The 19,162-nt window shown below is 43.9% G+C and carries 14 protein-coding genes; 9 read left to right on the plus strand and 5 right to left on the minus strand.

Annotation, left to right across the window (positions count from 1 at the left end; all coding sequences use genetic code 11):
• Positions 1–33 precede the first annotated feature (33 nt).
• Positions 34–207: a hypothetical protein gene (locus tag AC6H04_RS01010; protein WP_497569917.1), complete on the minus strand. Its 174-nt coding sequence runs from the start codon at positions 205–207 to the stop codon at positions 34–36.
• A 274-nt stretch (positions 208–481) separates the two neighbouring features.
• On the opposite strand from AC6H04_RS01010, the gene proB reads away from it, so the two are divergent.
• The 3 genes from proB (at position 482) to AC6H04_RS01025 (ending at position 3,040) form a co-directional block, all read left to right on the plus strand.
• The gene (proB, locus tag AC6H04_RS01015) at positions 482–1,354 is read left to right on the plus strand and encodes a glutamate 5-kinase (protein ID WP_497569918.1); all 873 of its coding nucleotides are present in this window, start codon (positions 482–484) and stop codon (positions 1,352–1,354) included.
• Positions 1,347–2,609 (plus strand): glutamate-5-semialdehyde dehydrogenase, encoded by a 1,263-nt coding sequence (locus AC6H04_RS01020; RefSeq protein ID WP_497569919.1) that lies wholly within the window; start codon positions 1,347–1,349, stop codon positions 2,607–2,609. The genes proB and AC6H04_RS01020 overlap by 8 nt, the downstream gene beginning before the upstream one ends.
• Positions 2,610–2,689: 80 nt before the next feature.
• Positions 2,690–3,040, plus strand: coding sequence for a hypothetical protein (locus tag AC6H04_RS01025; protein ID WP_497569920.1), 351 nt, complete (start codon positions 2,690–2,692; stop codon positions 3,038–3,040).
• A 152-nt stretch (positions 3,041–3,192) separates the two neighbouring features.
• Here the strand turns inward: AC6H04_RS01025 and AC6H04_RS01030 are convergent, their stop codons facing one another.
• Entirely contained in the window at positions 3,193–3,579 is a 387-nt protein-coding gene (locus AC6H04_RS01030; protein WP_497569921.1) for a winged helix-turn-helix transcriptional regulator, read from the minus strand.
• A gap of 177 nt (positions 3,580–3,756) precedes the next feature.
• Here AC6H04_RS01030 and AC6H04_RS01035 point away from each other — a divergent pair, with 177 nt between their 5' ends.
• From AC6H04_RS01035 to AC6H04_RS01050, 4 genes are all read left to right on the plus strand, one after another.
• Positions 3,757–4,266, plus strand: coding sequence for a type 1 glutamine amidotransferase domain-containing protein (locus AC6H04_RS01035; RefSeq protein ID WP_497569922.1), 510 nt, complete (start codon positions 3,757–3,759; stop codon positions 4,264–4,266).
• Positions 4,267–4,597: 331 nt separating this feature from the next.
• Positions 4,598–8,161, plus strand: coding sequence for a PD-(D/E)XK nuclease family protein (locus AC6H04_RS01040; protein ID WP_497569923.1), 3,564 nt, complete (start codon positions 4,598–4,600; stop codon positions 8,159–8,161).
• On the plus strand, positions 8,148–11,840 hold the full coding sequence (gene addA, locus AC6H04_RS01045; protein WP_497569924.1) for a helicase-exonuclease AddAB subunit AddA: 3,693 nt from the start codon (positions 8,148–8,150) through the stop codon (positions 11,838–11,840). Before AC6H04_RS01040 ends, addA begins: the two co-directional genes overlap by 14 nt.
• 154 nt (positions 11,841–11,994) lie before the next feature.
• Complete coding sequence (locus AC6H04_RS01050; RefSeq protein ID WP_497569925.1) at positions 11,995–15,081, plus strand: YfhO family protein; 3,087 nt, start codon at positions 11,995–11,997, stop codon at positions 15,079–15,081.
• A gap of 74 nt (positions 15,082–15,155) precedes the next feature.
• On the opposite strand, the gene AC6H04_RS01055 is transcribed toward AC6H04_RS01050, so the two are convergent.
• Both AC6H04_RS01055 and AC6H04_RS01060 read right to left on the minus strand, forming a co-directional pair.
• Positions 15,156–15,344, minus strand: coding sequence for a hypothetical protein (locus tag AC6H04_RS01055; RefSeq protein WP_497569926.1), 189 nt, complete (start codon positions 15,342–15,344; stop codon positions 15,156–15,158).
• 18 nt (positions 15,345–15,362) lie between these two features.
• Complete coding sequence (locus AC6H04_RS01060) at positions 15,363–15,887, minus strand: GNAT family N-acetyltransferase (RefSeq protein WP_497569927.1); 525 nt, start codon at positions 15,885–15,887, stop codon at positions 15,363–15,365.
• 97 nt (positions 15,888–15,984) lie between these two features.
• Here AC6H04_RS01060 and sfsA point away from each other — a divergent pair, with 97 nt between their 5' ends.
• A complete protein-coding gene (gene sfsA / locus AC6H04_RS01065; RefSeq protein ID WP_497569928.1) occupies positions 15,985–16,707 on the plus strand; it encodes a DNA/RNA nuclease SfsA in 723 nt (240 codons plus the stop codon).
• 241 nt (positions 16,708–16,948) lie between these two features.
• Here sfsA and AC6H04_RS01070 read toward each other — a convergent pair whose 3' ends face one another.
• Positions 16,949–18,124 (minus strand): acetyl-CoA C-acetyltransferase, encoded by a 1,176-nt coding sequence (locus AC6H04_RS01070; RefSeq protein ID WP_497569929.1) that lies wholly within the window; start codon positions 18,122–18,124, stop codon positions 16,949–16,951.
• A 157-nt stretch (positions 18,125–18,281) separates the two neighbouring features.
• Here AC6H04_RS01070 and AC6H04_RS01075 point away from each other — a divergent pair, with 157 nt between their 5' ends.
• On the plus strand, positions 18,282–18,803 hold the full coding sequence (locus tag AC6H04_RS01075; RefSeq protein ID WP_497569930.1) for a hypothetical protein: 522 nt from the start codon (positions 18,282–18,284) through the stop codon (positions 18,801–18,803).
• The last annotated feature ends 359 nt before the right edge of the window (positions 18,804–19,162 follow it).

Below are 19,162 nucleotides of genomic sequence, written 5' to 3' on the forward strand. Positions count from 1 at the left end.
AAGCTAAGGACGTGTTATCGACGTGTTACCACCTTAATTTTCAACCACCTCGCGATGATTGACTTTGAAAGTACGGCAAACCGATGCGCGGTCGGTCCACGATACTTCATTGCTGTAATGGGCGCATTCCCAGTGACCACTTCGAACATTCGTCGCGGTCACGACTTGTAGATTACTTTCATCGCTGGGTCGATTACCTCGTCGCACTGATTGAGGCTCCCTGTGAATCTTGCCAGTGACTACTCTTCTACGCATAGTCTTTGAAAAATAATTTAAATATGTGTGAAATGAAAACTTGTTTATGTGAATAATAATAGCCATTTAAAATTAAAAGTCAAGGATAAAATTAGACTTTTTTAATCTAACTGACTAATTATCTCACCTTAATTTCATGTGCATAGATGAAAGAAAGCCATCGATATTGGTTGTCAAAAACCGAAAAATAAGCAATAATGATGGGTAATATAGAGATGGTTTTTTAATGAGAAATTATTCGAGACAGAAAGATGGGATAGGTATGGGAGCTCAGCTCAGCAACCGAAAGATGAATGTTAAACGATTAGTCGTTAAAGTTGGGACGAGTAGCTTGGTTTACCCCAGCGGCGGCCTTAACTTAAGGGTGATTGATCAACTCGCCTTCGCGCTAAGTACGCTATGCGGACAGGGTAAGGAAGTTATTTTAGTTTCGTCTGGGGCGATTGGTGTTGGCTTAAACGCACTTCGGCTGAAGGAGCGACCCAAGGAGATCAGTGAGCAGCAGGCGTTGGCTTCGATAGGCCAAAGCAAGTTGATTACCATGTTTAATCAGCGGTTTGCCCACTATAATCAAACGATTGGCCAGCTATTATTGACTCACGATGTGTTTGATTTTCCAGCTAGCAACCAACACGTTATGGATACCTTTGACCGGTTATTAGCCAAACACGTGGTGCCAATCGTTAACGAAAACGACTCCATTGCGGTAGACGAAATGGATCATCGGACTAAGTTTGGTGATAACGATCAGTTGTCCGCTATTGTGGCGACCCACGTGGATGCGGACCTGCTGATCATGCTGTCTGATATTGAGGGCTTTTACGATCAAAACCCGCTTAAACACGATGATGCTCAGTTAATTCCAACGATTCATCACATCGATGATGAAACCTATGCCGTAGCTGGTGGTCGCGGCAGTCGTTATGGTACGGGCGGCATGGTGACGAAGCTGACAGCAGCAGAGATTATGCTTAAGGATAATCGGCAAATGGTATTGGCAAGTGGCAAAGACCCCGCAATTATTTTGGATATTTTAGCTGGTAAACCAGTGGGCACCTGGTTTACTCCCGAAGAAAAAGGAGCTGTTTCGCATGGCTAATGAAACACTTAATATGACTGAATTAGAAAAAATGGGTCAGCTTGCAAAGCAGGCTGAAACTCAGTTGGCACAACTATCTAACCAGCAACGTAACGCTGGATTAACGGCCATGGCGGATGCCTTGGTGGCGAATGCGGCTACCATTTTGGCTGCTAATCAGCAGGATCTGGCAAACGCAACGGCTCTGAAAGCTAGTTTTGTAGACCGGCTGACTTTAACGACTGACCGGATCAGCGATATGGCAGAAGGTATGCGTCAAGTGGCTCAATTACCGGATCCAATCGGTAGTGTCGACAAGATGTGGAAGAATGACGCCGGGTTGATGATTGGCAAGCAGCGAGTGCCATTGGGTGTGATTGGGATTATTTTCGAAGCTCGGCCAAACGTGACGGCGGATGCTTCTGCGTTAAGTTATAAAAGTGGTAATGCCGTGATGTTGCGAGGCGGTAAAGAAGCCATCCAGACTAACATTGCCATTAGTGATGTACTCCGAGGAGCTTTAAAGGAATTGGGCGTGGACGAAAACGCCGTCCAGTTAGTTCACGATACGTCTCACGAAGTCGCTAACGAAATGATGGCATTGACTCAATATTTGGATGTGTTGATCCCCCGTGGTGGCCGTGGCTTGATCCAACGAGTTGTGACTACCGCTAAAGTGCCTGTCATTGAAACCGGCGCTGGCAATTGTCACATTTATGTAGACCAGTATGCTGAATTACAGATGGCCGTTGATATTACGGTCAACGCCAAGGTTCAGCGGCCATCAGTCTGCAACGCGGCGGAAAAGTTAGTGATTCATAGTGCCGTCGCTGACGAGTACTTGCCAGTAATTGCAGCAGCGTTGGCGGACCAAGGTGTTCAGCTTCGCGGTGATGACCGGGCTTGTGCCATTGTGCCGAGTATGGTGGCAGCAACGGATAGCGATTGGGACGAAGAATATAACGATTTGATTATGGCGGTGAAAGTCGTTGATTCTGAGGACGAAGCCATCGCTCATATTAATGCCCACAACACGAAACATTCCGAAGCCATCATCACTGATAACTATCAAAACGGACAACGTTTCCTACAGCAGATTGACGCTGCCTGCGTCTATATCAATGCATCCACTCGGTTTACGGATGGTTTCGAATTCGGCTTTGGGGCCGAGATCGGGATCAGTACTCAGAAGCTACATGCTCGTGGACCAATGGGATTACACGAATTAACGTCCACCAAGTACATTATTTACGGTGATGGACAAGTTCGGAAATAGTTAAAATGCTTTAAAAGCCTCGCGACACCTCGTTTACCGGACAAAAATTTGTTAAAATGGATGTAAAGAGGTGATGCGCTGTGACGATTAAGACGAACCCTGAACAATTGGACATGCTTAAATCGCAAATGGATGAGGCAAACCAAAAGTCTCATTTTGTTATTTTTGAATCCACTGAATTTTCTAGCGGCGATAATTTGCGATTGATCACCGATTATGAAAGCTTTAAAGAAATTCGTAAAGCTCACGCAGATCAGGCTAAGATGCATATTTTGCAGGATATTGTCCCAATCACGGATAATTTGGCCAAGTGGGCAATTGCGGAAAGTAAAGCGGCACATCAAAGTGATGATCCGGAAGCCTTAGCTGACTTGGAGCAATATACCAACGCGGTTTTGCAGGAAAACTATATTAAAGTGAATCAAGAATAAGGGCGTTACACAACTCGGTAGCTTCCAGAATTTAAAACAAACAAGCACCGTTCCGATGGCTTTATCAGAACGGTGCTTGTTTTAAATTATATTCTAGTTAAGAAACTAGATGAAATTTTGATATACGTTAAAAGTTTCACGTGAAACAAATTTCAATCTAACTTAAAGTTACTTTGTAACGCTAATTGTTCTAACCGCTTGGTTCCCCAAGTAAACATTTCTTCAATAATGGGCATTAAGCTTTTACCGGTTGTTGTTAAGCTATAATAGACAGCTTTGCGGTTGTTAGAAACTTCCTCACGGCGAGTGACCAGGCCATCAGCGACTAATTCTTTAAGCTGCTGTGCCAGCATCTTATGAGTTGCGTCAACCAGTAAACGTTGGATTTGGCTAAAGCGCATGGTACCGTCGTGAAATAAGTGATAAATGATCACTATTTTGTATTTACCAGAGAACATCGAAAGCGTGTATTCCTTAGCACAATCAAAATCTTTCTTCTGGATTTTCTCTTGCGTGTATTTTCTAAGTGCGTCAGTCATGTTATCCTCCACAAAGTAATTTTGGCAGGATAAAATCATATCTTAGAGCCAAGGAAACGGCAACTAAAACGCACTGGGATCCTTTCACTAGCAAAATCTTCATGGGCACAAAAAAGTGCGTTATTGCCGGTTTGCTCGTAAGCCGTAATAATGGACTTACAAACAAAGGAGGAAGATATGATGAAAAAAGTTGCAGTTGTGGTTACTGATTTGGTAGAAGACGTTGAGTTTGTGGATCCGGTCAACGCAATTCGTGAGGCTGGCCACGAAGTTACTGTCATTGGATTCGAAAAAGGTACCGTAACCGGTAAACACGATACAGCCATCACCATTGATCAGTCGATTGCGGATGTGAAGCCAGAAGACTTTGATGCCCTTTATATTCCGGGCGGTTTTTCACCCGACCAATTACGTGCAGATCAGCGTTTCGTTGATTTTACCAAGGACTTCTTAATGACTAATAAGCTGATTTCAGCGCTTTGTCACGGTCCGCAATTAATGATTCAGACTGGTTTAGTTCATGGTCGGACGATGACTGCCTATCTGACGGTTCAGCCGGATCTTTATTATGCTGGCGCCCGCGTTGAGGATAAGCCCGTGGTCGTTGACGGAAATCTAATTACTAGTCGAGAGCCAAAAGATATTCCGGCGTTTAATCAAACGCTGATTGATGCACTAGCAAAATAGAGTGAATATCCGTACGTTAATAATTAGGATTTTACTGATGAAATAATCGCTATTCGAATAATACGGCAAAGCCTATGCAGACCATGATCTGCATAGGCTTTGCCGTATTTATTTAAAAAGATTGAAAGGACGCTGTTGAATCCAAAGGTGATTAGACCATTTTTTCAAGACGATAATCACTGAGAAAAAGCTCCTATAAATTCCTTAAATCTGTTTGAAAACGACTAGAACAGACGTTCAAATATGCTATGATAAAATCAGCAAAATTCGAAGAGACCCAGTGCAAACCATTTCGCAGTTTCGTGAATGATGATAGAAAGGAACCAACACGATGACGTTGCAATTTGTAATTGGAAAAGCAAGTGTTAACCATGAAAATAGCCTGTTATCAGAGCTGGCAAAAGCGCAGCAGGAACACCCTGATGACCAGTTTTATTACTTGGTACCAAACCACATTAAGTTCGAGTCTGAAGTTCAGGTATTGACACAACTGGCCAAACTGTCTGGAAATGACGATGGTGCCTATGCCCAATCAGGGGTTCAGGTGCTGTCGCTGACCCGGCTGGCCTGGTTCTTTATGAAAAACGCACCGGCTTATCAACTACCTCGAATTTCACAAGCGGGCATGAACATGCTGGTTTATCAAGCCATTTTAGACCATCAAGATGAACTGCGGCTATTCGCTGGCGAAGCTGATCGTCCGGGGTTCATTAGTTTGTTAACTCGGCAAATATTGGAGTTAAAAACGGGTCAAGTAAGCGTTTTGGACTTAGATCAAGTTGCTAAAGAGATGACGGGGACTAGTGCGGACTTGGATGCCAAACTACACGATCTGGTGTTGATCTACGATAGTTTTGAACAGGCGATGACCAATAAGTATGTTGCTAATACCGACTTGCTGAATCAACTGAGTACTTACTTAGAAGAGGTTGATTTAAGCCACGCTCATTTTTACTTCGATGGTTTTTCTCAGACCCAGTTCTCGGCGCAGGAAATGAAACTGTTATCAACGCTGATGAAGCGGGCGGCTGAAGTAAAAGTGGCGCTGATTCTTGATCAGGGCACGCCAACGACTGATACCATTAACGAACAGAGTCTGTTCTACCAACCGTCACGAACTTATATGCGGCTCTATCAAACAGCAAGGGCGCTATCAGTTCCCGTATTACGTGATATTAGAGCAACAGCTGCTCGGACAACGCCAGAGTTGCAGCAATTGGAAACCTATTGGCAGACGACTGCTACAGGTGTGACGTCAACGGCTAGCGAAACGCTTCAACAGGCGGATCGCATTCAAATTATTCAGGCGGATAATCGCTATGCCGAAGTCGCTCGGGTGGCCACCATGATTCGCCAGTTAGTGGCGGAAAAAGGGTACCGGTACCGCGATTTTTTGATTTTGACTCGTCACCTCGATCAATACGAGACTATCTTGGCACCGATTATGAACGCCCAGGAAATTCCTTATTTTAGTGATGTCCAGCAATCAATGGCGGACCATCCGCTGGTTGAACTGATTGACGCGATTTTTGAGATCAAACGCAAGCATTTTCAGTATGCCGATATTATGCGGTTATTAAAAACAGAACTGTTACTTCCTAAAATAGGTGATGGCCAATATATGCCGATAGAGGATTTCCGTGACGCCCTATTTAAGACGGAAAACTGGGTGTTGAAAATGGGCTATCAGGGATCACGCTGGTTGCAAAAGGAAGACTGGCCGTATGCTCGGCTTCAAAGCGATGATTTAGGCACAGCCACCAGCGCTGACCAAGCAACCTCGGATCAGATCAACGGTATTCGCAGATTTATTCGGGATACGCTAGTACCGTTCTATCAAAAATTGGATCACGTTAAAAATGGCCGTGAAGCAGCAACGTTATTAGTGAACTTCATGACTAAAAACGGGGTCGTTGACCAACTAATGGCCTGGCGAGATCACGCCATTGAGGCTGGCGACTTAGTGTCAGCAGGCCAGCCGGAACAGGTTTGGCAGACGTTTTGCGACTTGTTAGATGAGTACGTCACCATTCTTGGCGATCGACTCTTTCAGTCGCAGGATTTCTTATCGTTGCTGCACGCTGGTTTTGAGGGGGCTAATTATTCTCAGATTCCTTCAACGCTTGACCAAGTGATGATTTCCGAAAGTGGGATCATCCAAATGAATAATCGTAAAATCACGTTTATGATTGGTTCTACCGATAAAACCATGCCGGATACCACTTTGCCAACGCACTTGCTAAATGACCAAGACCGTCAAAAACTGACGTTACCTGAAGGTGAATATTTGAACGATGATGGCATTATGACCTTACAGGGTGAGCCATACATCAACTACTTAGCCTTTATGACGCCAAGTGAACGCCTGATTTTTACGTATCCGATCAATGCGGGCGATGATGAACAAAATCAGATCAGTCCTTATTTAGCGCGGATACAAAAGCATTTTAATTTACCAATTATTAGTCATACGGCAACGCCGCAAGCTGATCAACAAGATCTTAACCCTTATCTGGGAGCTAAGCGGGCAACGTTGCGGCACTTGATTCAAGCTAGCAATGACAGTCGTGATCGTAACGTTCGGTTAAGTCCCTCGTGGCAGTACGTTTACCAAGTGCTCAGTCAAGGGGACACGCAAGCGCTAACCGAAAAGCTGTTAGGTAGTATCTCGTACCGTAACGTGCCAGCACAACTAGACGCGGAGATCGTGACTGGGTTGTACGGCAACACCATTAACAGTTCGATTTCAAAGCTGGAGGAGTTCTATCGTAATCAGTATGCGTACTTCTTGAAGTATGGGTTAAAGCTGCGTGAACGAGATGAGTTTGAACTGTCACCAGCCAATACTGGCGAATTTTTCCATGCTGCCATGGACCAGTTAATGAAACGGGTTAACGCGGAAAAAATTGATTTAGCCGATTTGGATGACCAACAGCTTAATGAGCTGATCGATGAGATTACCGGTCAAATTCTGAATGATCCTAAAAACCTGCAGTACGCTATTTTGAATAGTAGTCATCGGATGGCGTTTATTAAGGGACAGCTGATTGGTGTCGTCCGGCAAATGGCCGTGACGTTCCACAAGCAAAGTCAGTACACCCCAATGCGGGCCCGAAAAACCGAAGTCCTGTTTGGCCACATCGGTGCAGAGGATGGTCTGCCACCACTGGAATTTAATTTACCAAAGAAAAAACAAATTCGGGTGCGTGGAAAAATCGACCGAATCGACACGCTGAAACTACCGAATAACGAATACATCGGTATCGTGGATTACAAGTCCAGTGAACACACGGTGAAGTTCAACGACATCTACGAAGGTATCGCCATGCAAATGATGACGTATCTGGACGTGGTGCAAAAGAACATGGCATTAATTGCCGATGATCCGGATGCCCAGCTGGCTGGCGCACTCTACCTGCACTTGCAGAATCCGCGGTTACGTCCCAGCGATATTAGGACGGATATTTCCAGTGCTTTATTGGCCAAGGAACGTTACGAAGGGGTCTTAGTTGCCGATGACGAGTTGATTCACGGTCTGGAACCGCAGTTAGCGGTCAGTGAGGCGGCTAAGGTATTTCCGTTTAAATTAAAAAAGGATGGTTCAGCAGCTAAGTCGAACTCCATCATTACCATGGATCAGTTACAAAATCTGTTACAGTACACTGAAATGAAGATTACTGAAGCTGGCAGTAGCATTTTTGACGGTCAGATCGAGTTGAATCCCTATAAACCGCTGAGTGGTCCAACGGCGATGACGAATTCGCCGTATACCGCTATTATGCAGTTTGATCCAATGCTGCCGGAGAATAGCTATCGGGTACAAACGGCACCAGCAAAAGCGGATGAAATCATGAAGCAAATTGCAGAGGAGGTTAAACGCCGTGAAATACACTAAAAGTCAGCAGCAAGTGTTGGATACTCACCAAACTAATTTACTCGTATCAGCTTCGGCAGGTTCTGGAAAAACTCGGGTACTAGTTGATCGAGTCATCAATATGATTTTGGCGCATGAAAGCCTGGAAAACCTCCTCATCGTCACGTTTACTCGAGCCGCAGCTGCTGAAATGAAGCAACGGATTGAGACCGCCCTTCGAGAACAGATCAGTCAGGCTAACGCAACGGAACAGCGGTATCTATCCCGTCAGCTTGCGGTTTTACCGGTTGCCGACATCAGTACATTAGATGCTTTTTGTCAGCGAATTGTTGAGCGTTACTACTATTTGATTGACCTCGATCCCGTTTTTCGAATCTTGGGTGATCAATCTGAAAGTGCGCTGCTGAAAGATGAAGTCTGGAACGATGTCCGCGAACAGCTGTATCAAAATGACGAAGATGGGGTATTTAAACGGTTGGTTCAGAATTTCTCCAATGACCGTTCAGATGACGGCCTCACCGACAAAGTGATGCAAGTCTTTCAATTTATGGGTGCCAAACCGAATCCTAGTGCTTGGTTAAAGACCTTGGCTGAACCCTATCAGGTGGATGGCTCGTTAATGGCAAGTCAAATTGTTCAAGAACAGCTGTTACCCTTGATTCAGCAACAGTTGGATACGGCTAAACGGGAATTGCAGCAGGGGCGTGATTTGGCTGAAGATGCCGCAATCGATAAAGCGGTGGCCTACATGGACAGTCTGCTGTCACCATTATCAGAGTTCAACATGGACGAGCTATCCTGGAATGGTTTACGTTTAGGACTCAACGAATTTCCGTGGGGCCGGCTACCATCGATTGGCAAGAAGTCGGCTGAGTACGATGATTATCAAGCAATTAAAGAAGTTTATGTGACTCATCGGGACAATGCTAAAGATGCGCTTGAAACGGCGGCTAAATTAATGCCATTACCCGAGGTAGAAACGGCTGAGGCAATGAATAAGAGTCGCGAGATCGTTGCAGAACTTGCTGAAACCGTGGGAAAATTCGCCACTGCTTATGATGCTGAGAAGCGTCGCCGTCATGTTTGGGAGTTCAGTGACATTGAACATTTCGCGCTGCAAATATTGCAAACGACATCCCCTGAAGCAGTGGCCGTCCGCGAACAGTTGTCCAAGGATTACCACGAAATTATGGTGGATGAGTATCAAGATACCAATGAGCTTCAGGAGGCCATCGTTACCACGTTAGCGCACGAGCATCCAGGTAACCTGTTTATGGTGGGGGACATTAAACAGTCCATCTACCGTTTCAGACTAGCGGAGCCCAAGCTATTTATTGAAAAATTCAACCGGTATCGAGAAGATCCGGATGCTGGTAAAGAAATCACCCTGGCGGAAAACTTCCGTTCAATGAAAAACGTAGATGATTTTACCAACTTAATTTTCACCCAGATCATGGATGAACAATTGGGGCAAATCAAGTACGCCGGTTCAGCTAAATTAGTGTATGGTGCCAGCTATCCGGATACGTTGCCCAACGTAGCGTCATTGATGATTTATGATACAGAAGCCCCTAGTGAAGCGGGTACGGATGAGGTGCCCGATGGTGATGAAGGTCAAGTGACCTTGATGGCGCAAAAGATTCGCGAACTGCTAGGGCAGGATACCCAAATCTGGGACCGGTCTACGCAGGAATTGCGGTCATTGAAATACCAAGACATTGCGATTATTGCTTCAACGAAGAAGAATAATCTGGAGATTCAGGATCAGTTTGGCCGAGCTGATATTCCGGTTCAAATCAATGATGCTCAAAGTTACTTTAAAACCACGGAAGTTCAGATAATGATGGCCATGCTGCAGATTATTGATAATCCTTACCAGGATATTCCGCTGGCTGCCGTTTTACGGTCACCAATTGTTGGTTTGAATGAAAATGAATTGGCCTATTTAAGAATTAGTGACAAAACGGATGATTACTATTCTGCGTTACTCCACTTTTATGAACGCTATCATACCGAATATGCTGGTAATCAGTATGCGGATGGTTTATACCCCAAGATTCAGAAGTTCTTGGAACAGTTAAGCCAGTTCCAAACCACAGCGCGGCAAAAACAGCTGGCAACCTTGATCTGGCAAATCTATCAGACTACTGGTTTCCTGGATTATGTTGCTGGAATGCCAGCGGGGCCGCAACGTCAGGCGAACTTACATGCTTTGTACGAACGGGCGGCTGACTATGAACAAAACGGATTTAAGGGCCTGTTTCAATTTGTTCGGTTCATTGAACGGATGCAGAAAAATGACCATGACCTCGCCGAAGCAAAAACCAGAGCCACCGAAAATGCGGTACAGGTCATGACGATTCATGGCAGTAAAGGACTGGAATTTCCAGTTGTCTTCTTGCTGAATGCTTCAAAGAAGTTCAACCTTCAAGATCTCACTGATAAGGCAATTCTCAATAACCAACTCGGCATCGGTATCGATTATTTTGATCCTGAAAAGCGGCTTATGGCGCCAACCCTGCCTAAGTTAGTCATTCAGGCAGCTACTCGAAAAGAGGCGCTGGCTGAGGAAATGCGTAAACTCTATGTGGCACTAACTCGAGCCGAACAGCGACTTTATATCGTGGGTGAGTGTAAGGGCCAAGACAGTTTGCTTAAGGGCTGGAGCGCAGCTAATCACGATGACTCGCTAGTTTTGAATCCCAACCTGAGAGAGAAAACCCATAACTTCCTAGACTGGATCGGGTTGGCGCTGATGAGGCACCCGAGATTTGAACTGAATCCGGAGAAAAAGGTGTTGCCGGCTTTACAAAGCGATGATACTCAGTTTGACCTTACCTTTTATTCAGCAGACGACCTCATTGGTATGGGGCCACGACTAAAAGCTGAAACGGGCGAGAAATGGTTACAGGACTTGAAGGAACAGGCGGCTATTTCGGATTATGCGGATGTTAACGTTGATGAGATTGATCAGCTGATGACCTTTAGCTATCAAAATCAAGCTGAAACGCAGACCACTGCTTATCAGTCGGTATCCGAAATTAAGCGGCTGTTTGAAGACCCTGACTTGAAGCAGTTAGGGGATTATCAGCCAGATTGGCAAACGGCTCAAGGCGGCAATCGCTTTGTGACCCATGAACTTGAGCAACCTGCTTTTATGCAAACTATTAACGCGCCAACTTCTGCGGAAATTGGAACTGCTACTCATTTGATTTTTCAGGAATTAGATCTATCCAAGCCCGTTGATCTTGATGCTGTTCAGACGGTTATCGACCGATTAGTTGATCAAAAAGTCATGCAGCAGCCGGTTGCTGCACGCATTAAGCAGGAACAGGTAGTGAACTTCTTTACCAGCGAATTTGGACAGACCATTTTGCGACACCAAGACAGTCTGAAACGGGAAACGCCATTTTCACTGTTATTGCCAGCAACAGATGCCTTCACAACTGTGCGGGACGAAGGCGCCAAAATCCTGATCCATGGGATTATCGATGGGTACTTTTTAACTGAAGAGGGTATCACGTTGTTTGATTACAAGACGGATTATCTACAGCCAACGGAAGCTGGTCTTGAAAAAGTAAAGCACCGTTATGAGGGTCAGTTGCGATTATACGCACTGGCTTTGGAGAAGATGCTGCATCGGCCAGTGGCTCAAAAGTATCTTTATCTGCTATCGGTTAATCAGCTGGTTCGGGTATGATGATTCAAGTTTGAATAAAAGAAATTGTTATGGGAACGTTATTCTTGAAAGAAAATCTTAATCGAATTGCAAACAGAAGCGTCTGTTTTTCATGTCAGAGGTATGGCATAATGGCATAATGTGAACAATTGATTCTAAAACGGAGAGAATAATTTTGAGAAAGATATTTGAAAAAATTCCAATTTGGTTAATTTATACGGTTACTTTTGGCTTTATCATACTTTTTTCTTTTGGTGCTTTGCGCCTCATGGGACAAACCACGATTTGGAACATGGATGGTATTACGCAGCATTATCCAATATTAGAAGAGTTTTATCGCATACTTCGCGGAACCGGGCATCAGTCGTTATTTAGCTGGTCGTGGAATTTGGGACTTGGTGCCGATCAAATGACCACTTTTTCTTACTATGTAGTGGGAGATCCCTTTAGTTACCTGATCGCGTTGTTCCCAGCGGATAAGATTCAGCTAGGATATCAGGTGCTTACCATTCTGCGTGTGTATGCAGTGGGACTAGCCTTTTTAACTTTTGCTAAGCAGATGAAGTTAAAACGTACAGGTAGTCTCATTTCAACGTTAATCTATACGTTCTGCAGTTTTTCGTTCTACGTTGCTTACCATCACCCATTCTTCTTGCTACCACTGATCTTCTTCCCGTTACTTTGTGTAGCGATTGATAAGATCTATCACGGTCAATCATTTTTGTGGTTAGTGGCAATCACAGCAATCGTTTTAATTAGTAACGTTTACTTTGCTTATTTACTCGCAATGGGGTCGTTAGTGTTTGCTGTAGTTCGTTACCTTGATCTTAAACGTAAAGACGAGTTAGTTCGCACGCTACCGAAATCGCTTGGTTATTTTATCTTGACCATTGTGATGGCATTACTGATCTCGGGCATCATATTATTACCAAACGTCATGTCGATGCTTAATTCCTCAAGGTCAGGATCCAGTACTTTTGCGAATGGATTGAAACTTTATCCAGCAATTTATTACATGAAGTTACCTAACGTTATTCTGGATTCTAGTGGTTCAAAAATGTACTGGGTTGTTATGGGGACCAGTGGGCTAACCGTACTGGCAATAATGTGGTCACTACGGCACTTTAAGAAGTATCTGATGCTCAATTTAACCCTGATATTAATTGCGGTTGGCTTACTGCTCCCACAATTTGCAGCGGTGATGAACGTGATGAGCACGCCATCCAATCGTTGGGTCTTACTGGCACAGCTACCGTTTGCCCTAGTTGCGGGGCTATTTATTGATCATTTGCATGAACTTGTTCCCGCTGATTTTAAATGGTTTGTGCGGGGCACTTTGCTGTTATTAGCATTAGTTTGGGTCGGTAACGGGTTTATTTTCAAAATGCGGGCTCATAATGCCGTGATGTACGGCATTTACTTCGTGACGTTACTAGTGCTTGCTTATGGGTTTATTGGCGGGCTTAAAAGTCAGCGATTAAAGTTTAGTTTATTTGTGCTAGTAGTCGTGAACGCTGCTAGCATGGGACTTGGTTTTTATAGTAGTAAATACAGTGACACGACATCCTCTCAACTCAGTCTTGGTGTTGCTCCACACTGGATCTCGACGTATTACGATTACGCGAACCGGTATCTGACAAAGCACGACAAGAGTTTTTACCGCACAGCGGAGACGTCTGATTATTACACGCTGAAAACAGCGGGGAACAACATCCCGATGCTGTTAAATATGCATTCGATCAGTTCGTACTTTTCCGTTCAAAACGGTTCGGTTGATGATGTCAATAAAGAGTTGCTTAACAGTGAGAACACTATGAATAATCCAACTCGAAACGTTGATAATCGGACAACATTCTCATCACTGTTACACGTCAAATATCTATTCGTTCGTGAAGATGAAGTGGGTAAATCGAAAGTGCCTTACGGGTTTGAGCCAATCAAGGATAAAGATGGCCAGCCCATGATCTTTCAAAATCAAGCTGTCTATACCCTAGATAACCATACTGGTACAGCGATTTATCGGAATAAGTATGCTTTACCGCTTGCCTATACCCAAACTCAGCAGCTTGATAAACAATCATATCAGAAACTTTCAGGTAGTGATAAGGAACAGGCGATGCTGGATGGCACCTTAACTGATCACAAGGTGAGTGGTGTTAAGACGGTCAAAGCGGCAACAACGGCGAAGACGGTTCCATATACTGTTAAAATGAACTATCAACCAATTACCACGGAAGACCAGGCAATTGCTTATCAGGTCAAACATGATACTGGTCATTCAGTTCTCTCCCAAATTAAGTCGAAAGAACTGACGCCAAAGCAAATTGAAGCGTATGATCAAATTGCCAAAACGACGAAACCCTCCAAAGCAATCACTAACATGATGAAGCAAAACCAAGCGATTGTTGAAAAGGATAGTCAGACTAATCAAAATGGGTTAAAGACCATGACAAGTGACGTCCTCGGTCAAAATGCTGATTATCAAATCACATTAAAGAATCCTTCTGCATATAAGAACAGTGAACTTTACATTGAATTTGATGGTATTAAAACCAAATTCCCTTCTATTTCTGAACGTTTAGATTACACTGCACGTCGGTCAATAATGGGGGATGTTCCGTTTTCACAAGGAGCTAAATTAAACTACTGGCGAAACTTTATGAATAACCAGTACTTTAACTCTTACAATCTTCAAGTGACAACTCAGAACAAAGACGCTAATATCCTGCAATTAGGAATTAATAATTTGTCGGATTATGAGAAGCGCGATAAAGTTTTGATTAATCTTGGATATGCTAAGAAAGCACGACAAACGATCAATGTTTCCTTTACCAAAGCTAATCAGATGAGTTTCAAGAACGTGCGAGTGATTGCGGTTCCGTTTGGTCAAAGTTACCGTCAAAAGACGACCCAAATTCAAAAACAAGGTCTTAAACAATTAAAGGTAACCAACAACCACGTGTCAGGAACCACTGACCGCACTCAAGCGAGTGTGCTAACAACTTCCATTCCTTACACGAAGGGCTGGCATTTGACGGTGGATGGGCGTAGTACGCCTACGCAACAAGTTAATACGGGTTTTATTGGTGCTAAAATTCCTGCTGGGAAACATCAGATTCGGTTAACTTATCAAACGCCGGGACTATCAGCAGGACGATTGCTTTCAGTTCTTGGGCTAGTGCTATTTGTCCTAGGAACTATATGGAGCGTTTGGCGTTGGTTGCTTCGCAGGCGAGCGGATCACAGTCAGCAACAGGCTTAATTCATATATGATATAAAAAGGCTTGGTCCTTCAACTTTTGTGTTGAAGAATCAAGCCTTTTTGAGTATCGTTTTTTACAGAAGCAGTAGGCTGATTAAGACAATCAGCATGAAGAACGCCACAATAATTAAGGGCAGCGTTGAATTTAAAGCAATTCGGTGATCGCGTCGAATGCTAAGGATAATGACCGTTAGCAATGCAATCAGGCCAATTGCAAATAAAATCATTAATTTCATTTGCACTGCGGTATCCGCAATGGTCATAGGAGTTCACCTCGCTGACTATTTAATGAGCAACTGATAGGCGTAACGAACCGCGTTATCTCGTTGCATGTGTACGATACCACGATAGTCAAAGCCACTGCTGGTAATGACGTGTTGCATGCCCTTGTTTTCTGGATGGGTATCGATGCGGATGTCCTTAAAACCCAGTAAACCGGAAATGGTGATGAGACCAGTCATCAAAGTTTCTGACAAGTGATGCCCACGAAAATCGCTGGCTACAGCAATTCGGTGAATCGCCGAATAATGGTCGCTGGTACCACTGATCCATTGACCATCTTCAATCTTGAGGTAGTTAACATCGATACCCTGGTGTAAAGCTGCAGTTCCAGCAACCGTGTTGTTGTAGATCAAAACAAAGGTGATACCATCTTTGATATCTTGTTTAAGGGTTGCAGGATCTGGATAGCCATCTTGCCACTGATTAATTTGTTGTTCCTTTAAGTAGGCTTTAGCACCACTAATAATGGCTGTAATTGCGGGTAAGTCTGCTGGGGTCGCCCGTCTTAAGTATGTAGCTGACATGTTTTGCCTCCTAATAAATAGTTAGCCTAAATTTTACCCCTTTAGTGGCTTTTTAAAAAGGTCTAGTGCAGTGTAAAATGAAAAAGAGGTGGTTGGAATGCAGTATGAGGATGTTAAGTTAGCAACGTTCATTGATCGGCCTAACCGATTTATTGCGCACTGCAAGTTAGCGGATGAAACGGTAACGGTCCACATTAAAAATACCGGACGAAGTAAAGAATTACTGGTGCCCGGTACGCAAGTTGCGTTAAATTATCAGCCAAAACAAACGCGAAAGACAGATTACGATTTGGTTGCTGTCAAAAAGCAGGGACTTCACTGGATCAATATTGACAGTCAGCTGCCCAATCAGCTAGTGAAAGAAGCTCAGCTGATGCACAGACTTCAACTGCCAGATTTGCCGGAGTTAAGCCACTTTAAACCTGAAACCGTCTATCATGACTCACGACTAGATTTTTGGGGGCAAACAAAATCAGAGCAGGATCTTTGGATCGAAGTTAAGGGAGTGACCTTGGAGAATAATGGGGTGGCTGCTTTTCCAGATGCCCCCACCGTGCGCGCTGTGAAGCACGTTCATGAGTTAACGCGGGCGGCTCAAGAGGGTGCCATTACTTACTTACTGTTCGTTGTGCAATTGGATTACGCACGTCTGATGACGATTTATCGCGAACGGGCACCAAAGTTGACGGATGCAATTGCCGCAGCACAGCAAGCGGGTGTTCAAGTGGTGGCACTGGATTGTCAGGTAGCACCAGATACAGTAACGTTAAGGCGACGTGTTCCTTTCGAGCTATATGCTGAGTTTGAAGAGGCTAAATAACGGGATGAAGTTGTGACATAAGTGTCTGTTGGTAAAAATTTCATCTGGTTTCTTGACTAAAAGACAACTTAAAGTTTGTGTTTGTGCAATACTTTAATTTAGCCCAAACCTGTTATACAGTTCAGGTTCTGGCCATATAACGTAAATAAGCCATTTCGACGTTTTTGTCGGAATGGCTTGTTTACGTTATATTCTGGAATCTACCGAGTTGTGTCACACTTTCATACTTAGTAAGTAATCGTTAGTTTCGGTGAACAGAAAGTGCGATCCCCATTCCGCCACCGATGCAAATCGCCGCTATACCGGATTCAAGCCGTTCACGCTGCAAATCATGAACGAGAGTTGTCAGAATTCGGGCACCAGAAGCACCAACAGGGTGACCTAAGGCAATGGCACCACCGCTAACGTTAAGGCGATCTTCGGGAATCTTCAGGTCACGGGAAACGGCTACTGACTGCGCGGCAAAGGCTTCGTTTAGTTCATAGCGATCAAAATCTGCAATCGTTTTTTTCTGTTTCGCTAATAGCTGTGAAATAGCGTAATAGGGAGCGTACCCCATGATGCTTGGATCAATTCCCACTTCTTGATAGCCATCAAGCACGGCTAAATAGTTTAATCCAGCAGCATCGGCGGCTTCTTTTGACATTAATACCAGCATACTGGCACCATCGTTCAAACCAGCAGAGTTACCGGCAGTCACAGTGCCATTTGATTTAAAGGCTGGCTTTAAGTGACTGAGGGCTTCAAGGGAGGTGTCGGGGCGGATAGCTTCATCTTGAGTCATCACAGTAGTGTTTTTCCCGGCAATGGTGATTGGAATAATTTCATCGTTGAAGTAACCAGCTTGAGTAGCAGCTAGTGCTCGCTGATGAGAGCGCAGAGAGAAGGCATCTTGTTCGGCACGTGAAACACGGTATTTTTCCGCAACGTTTTCGGCTGTAATCCCCATTAAGTCCTGGGTAAATGCATCGCGTAATGCATCATGTTCGATGCCGTCTAGTACTTTTTTCTCGCCGTACTTTGTTCCTTGTCGCATATCGGGGAGCAGGTAAGGGACGTTGGACATGCTTTCAGTACCGCCGACAAGAACCGTGTCAGCGTCGCCCATGATAATCGCAGATTGTGCCAGACGAATGGCTTTGATTCCAGAACCACATACTTGGTTGATGGTCATGGCAGTACTGGTAGCTGGCAGTCCACTATTAAGGGCAATCTGCCGAGCGACGTTTTGACCTGAGCCGGCTTGCAAAACGTTGCCAATAATAGTTTGGTCGATGATATCGGGTTGAATCTGTGCCTGTTGAATAGCAGCTTTAGCAGCCAGTGTTCCCAATTGAACGGATGAATAGTTTGCTAATTGGCGGCCCATTTTCCCTATTGGGGTCCTAACTGCACTTAGGATAACGACTTCTTTCATGATTAACTTCCTCTTTAAGTTTAAATATACGTTTGATAAGGATACATGAAAATCGTTAAAATGTCTTTAGCTTTGATTTTGCTTTTCCATAATTTTAAGAGTTTGTATTATAGTAGAAACTTTCATATAATGATAAAACTGAATGAGGAGGAAAGACATGGCACAATTTGATGAACAACTAGATAGCTGGCTTGACCAGGTTGCTGAGGTGCCTCTTGTTAGTAATATGAGTGAAGCTGATCAACAAAATATCGTCTTAATTAACTCACTCGTGCTACAGGTACTTATAGAAGGTTATGGTAAACAACCTGCTGAATGGACTACGGAGATGATGGCAGATTTATTTTTCAACCGCTTTGTGAGGTTATTGGATGATCACGAAAAGCAGCAACGGTTATTCGAACTGGTTCCAACTGCAGTGACGGTCTTATTGAATGTCGTGCAACCAGCTCATCAGAAAGAGTTAGCAAGTTGGATTCAAGTTAATCACGATCTACTGGTTCATTTATATGACCCCGTTGCTGATCAATTTTATTCTCAACTGACTAAAGCAATGACATCAGCTAATGTAAATGTTAATAATAAAGCAGAAGTTGCGGTGTTTACTAAGCAATATTTGCGTAAACACCCGGCCCAAAGCAAATTGCTCTTCACAAAGGACGATGGTCATGAGAAATAGATGTGGAACTATCTTAACGCCTCAACTAGCTATAAAACTAGTTATGATGGTCGATAAGACGGTTAAAACGGTTATAATTTTCAACTAATAAATGTGATTACCATTAGAAGTGATAAATTCCGTTGACACATGTTTGTACGGATGATATATTGGTTAAGTTGCTTCGCGAGGAAAGCACAAACGCGATTATAAATAAATATAAATTGTGTTTGACATTTTCCAAACAAAGCGGTATATTAATTAAGTTGCTTGCGACGGAAATCGAAATTCAAAATTATAAAATTTAAAATTTCGGTTGACAAGTTAAAGGCAATGAGATATGATTAAAAGGCTGGTTCATAAGTAATCAGCTTGGTAGA

It is taken from the genome of Secundilactobacillus sp. MJ173, assembly GCF_059704265.1.

Excerpts from the sequence above, each read along its gene's own strand:
- proB (WP_497569918.1), top strand. The coding sequence starts at position 482 with ATGAGAAATTATTCGAGACAGAAAGATGGGATAGGTATGGGAGCTCAG.
- AC6H04_RS01020 (WP_497569919.1), top strand. The coding sequence starts at position 1,347 with ATGGCTAATGAAACACTTAATATGACTGAATTAGAAAAAATGGGTCAG.
- AC6H04_RS01030 (WP_497569921.1), bottom strand. The coding sequence starts at position 3,579 with ATGACTGACGCACTTAGAAAATACACGCAAGAGAAAATCCAGAAGAAA.
- AC6H04_RS01035 (WP_497569922.1), top strand. The coding sequence starts at position 3,757 with ATGATGAAAAAAGTTGCAGTTGTGGTTACTGATTTGGTAGAAGACGTT.
- AC6H04_RS01040 (WP_497569923.1), top strand. The coding sequence starts at position 4,598 with ATGACGTTGCAATTTGTAATTGGAAAAGCAAGTGTTAACCATGAAAAT.
- AC6H04_RS01055 (WP_497569926.1), bottom strand. The coding sequence starts at position 15,344 with ATGACCATTGCGGATACCGCAGTGCAAATGAAATTAATGATTTTATTT.
- AC6H04_RS01060 (WP_497569927.1), bottom strand. The coding sequence starts at position 15,887 with ATGTCAGCTACATACTTAAGACGGGCGACCCCAGCAGACTTACCCGCA.
- sfsA (WP_497569928.1), top strand. The coding sequence starts at position 15,985 with ATGCAGTATGAGGATGTTAAGTTAGCAACGTTCATTGATCGGCCTAAC.
- AC6H04_RS01070 (WP_497569929.1), bottom strand. The coding sequence starts at position 18,124 with ATGAAAGAAGTCGTTATCCTAAGTGCAGTTAGGACCCCAATAGGGAAA.
- AC6H04_RS01075 (WP_497569930.1), top strand. The coding sequence starts at position 18,282 with ATGGCACAATTTGATGAACAACTAGATAGCTGGCTTGACCAGGTTGCT.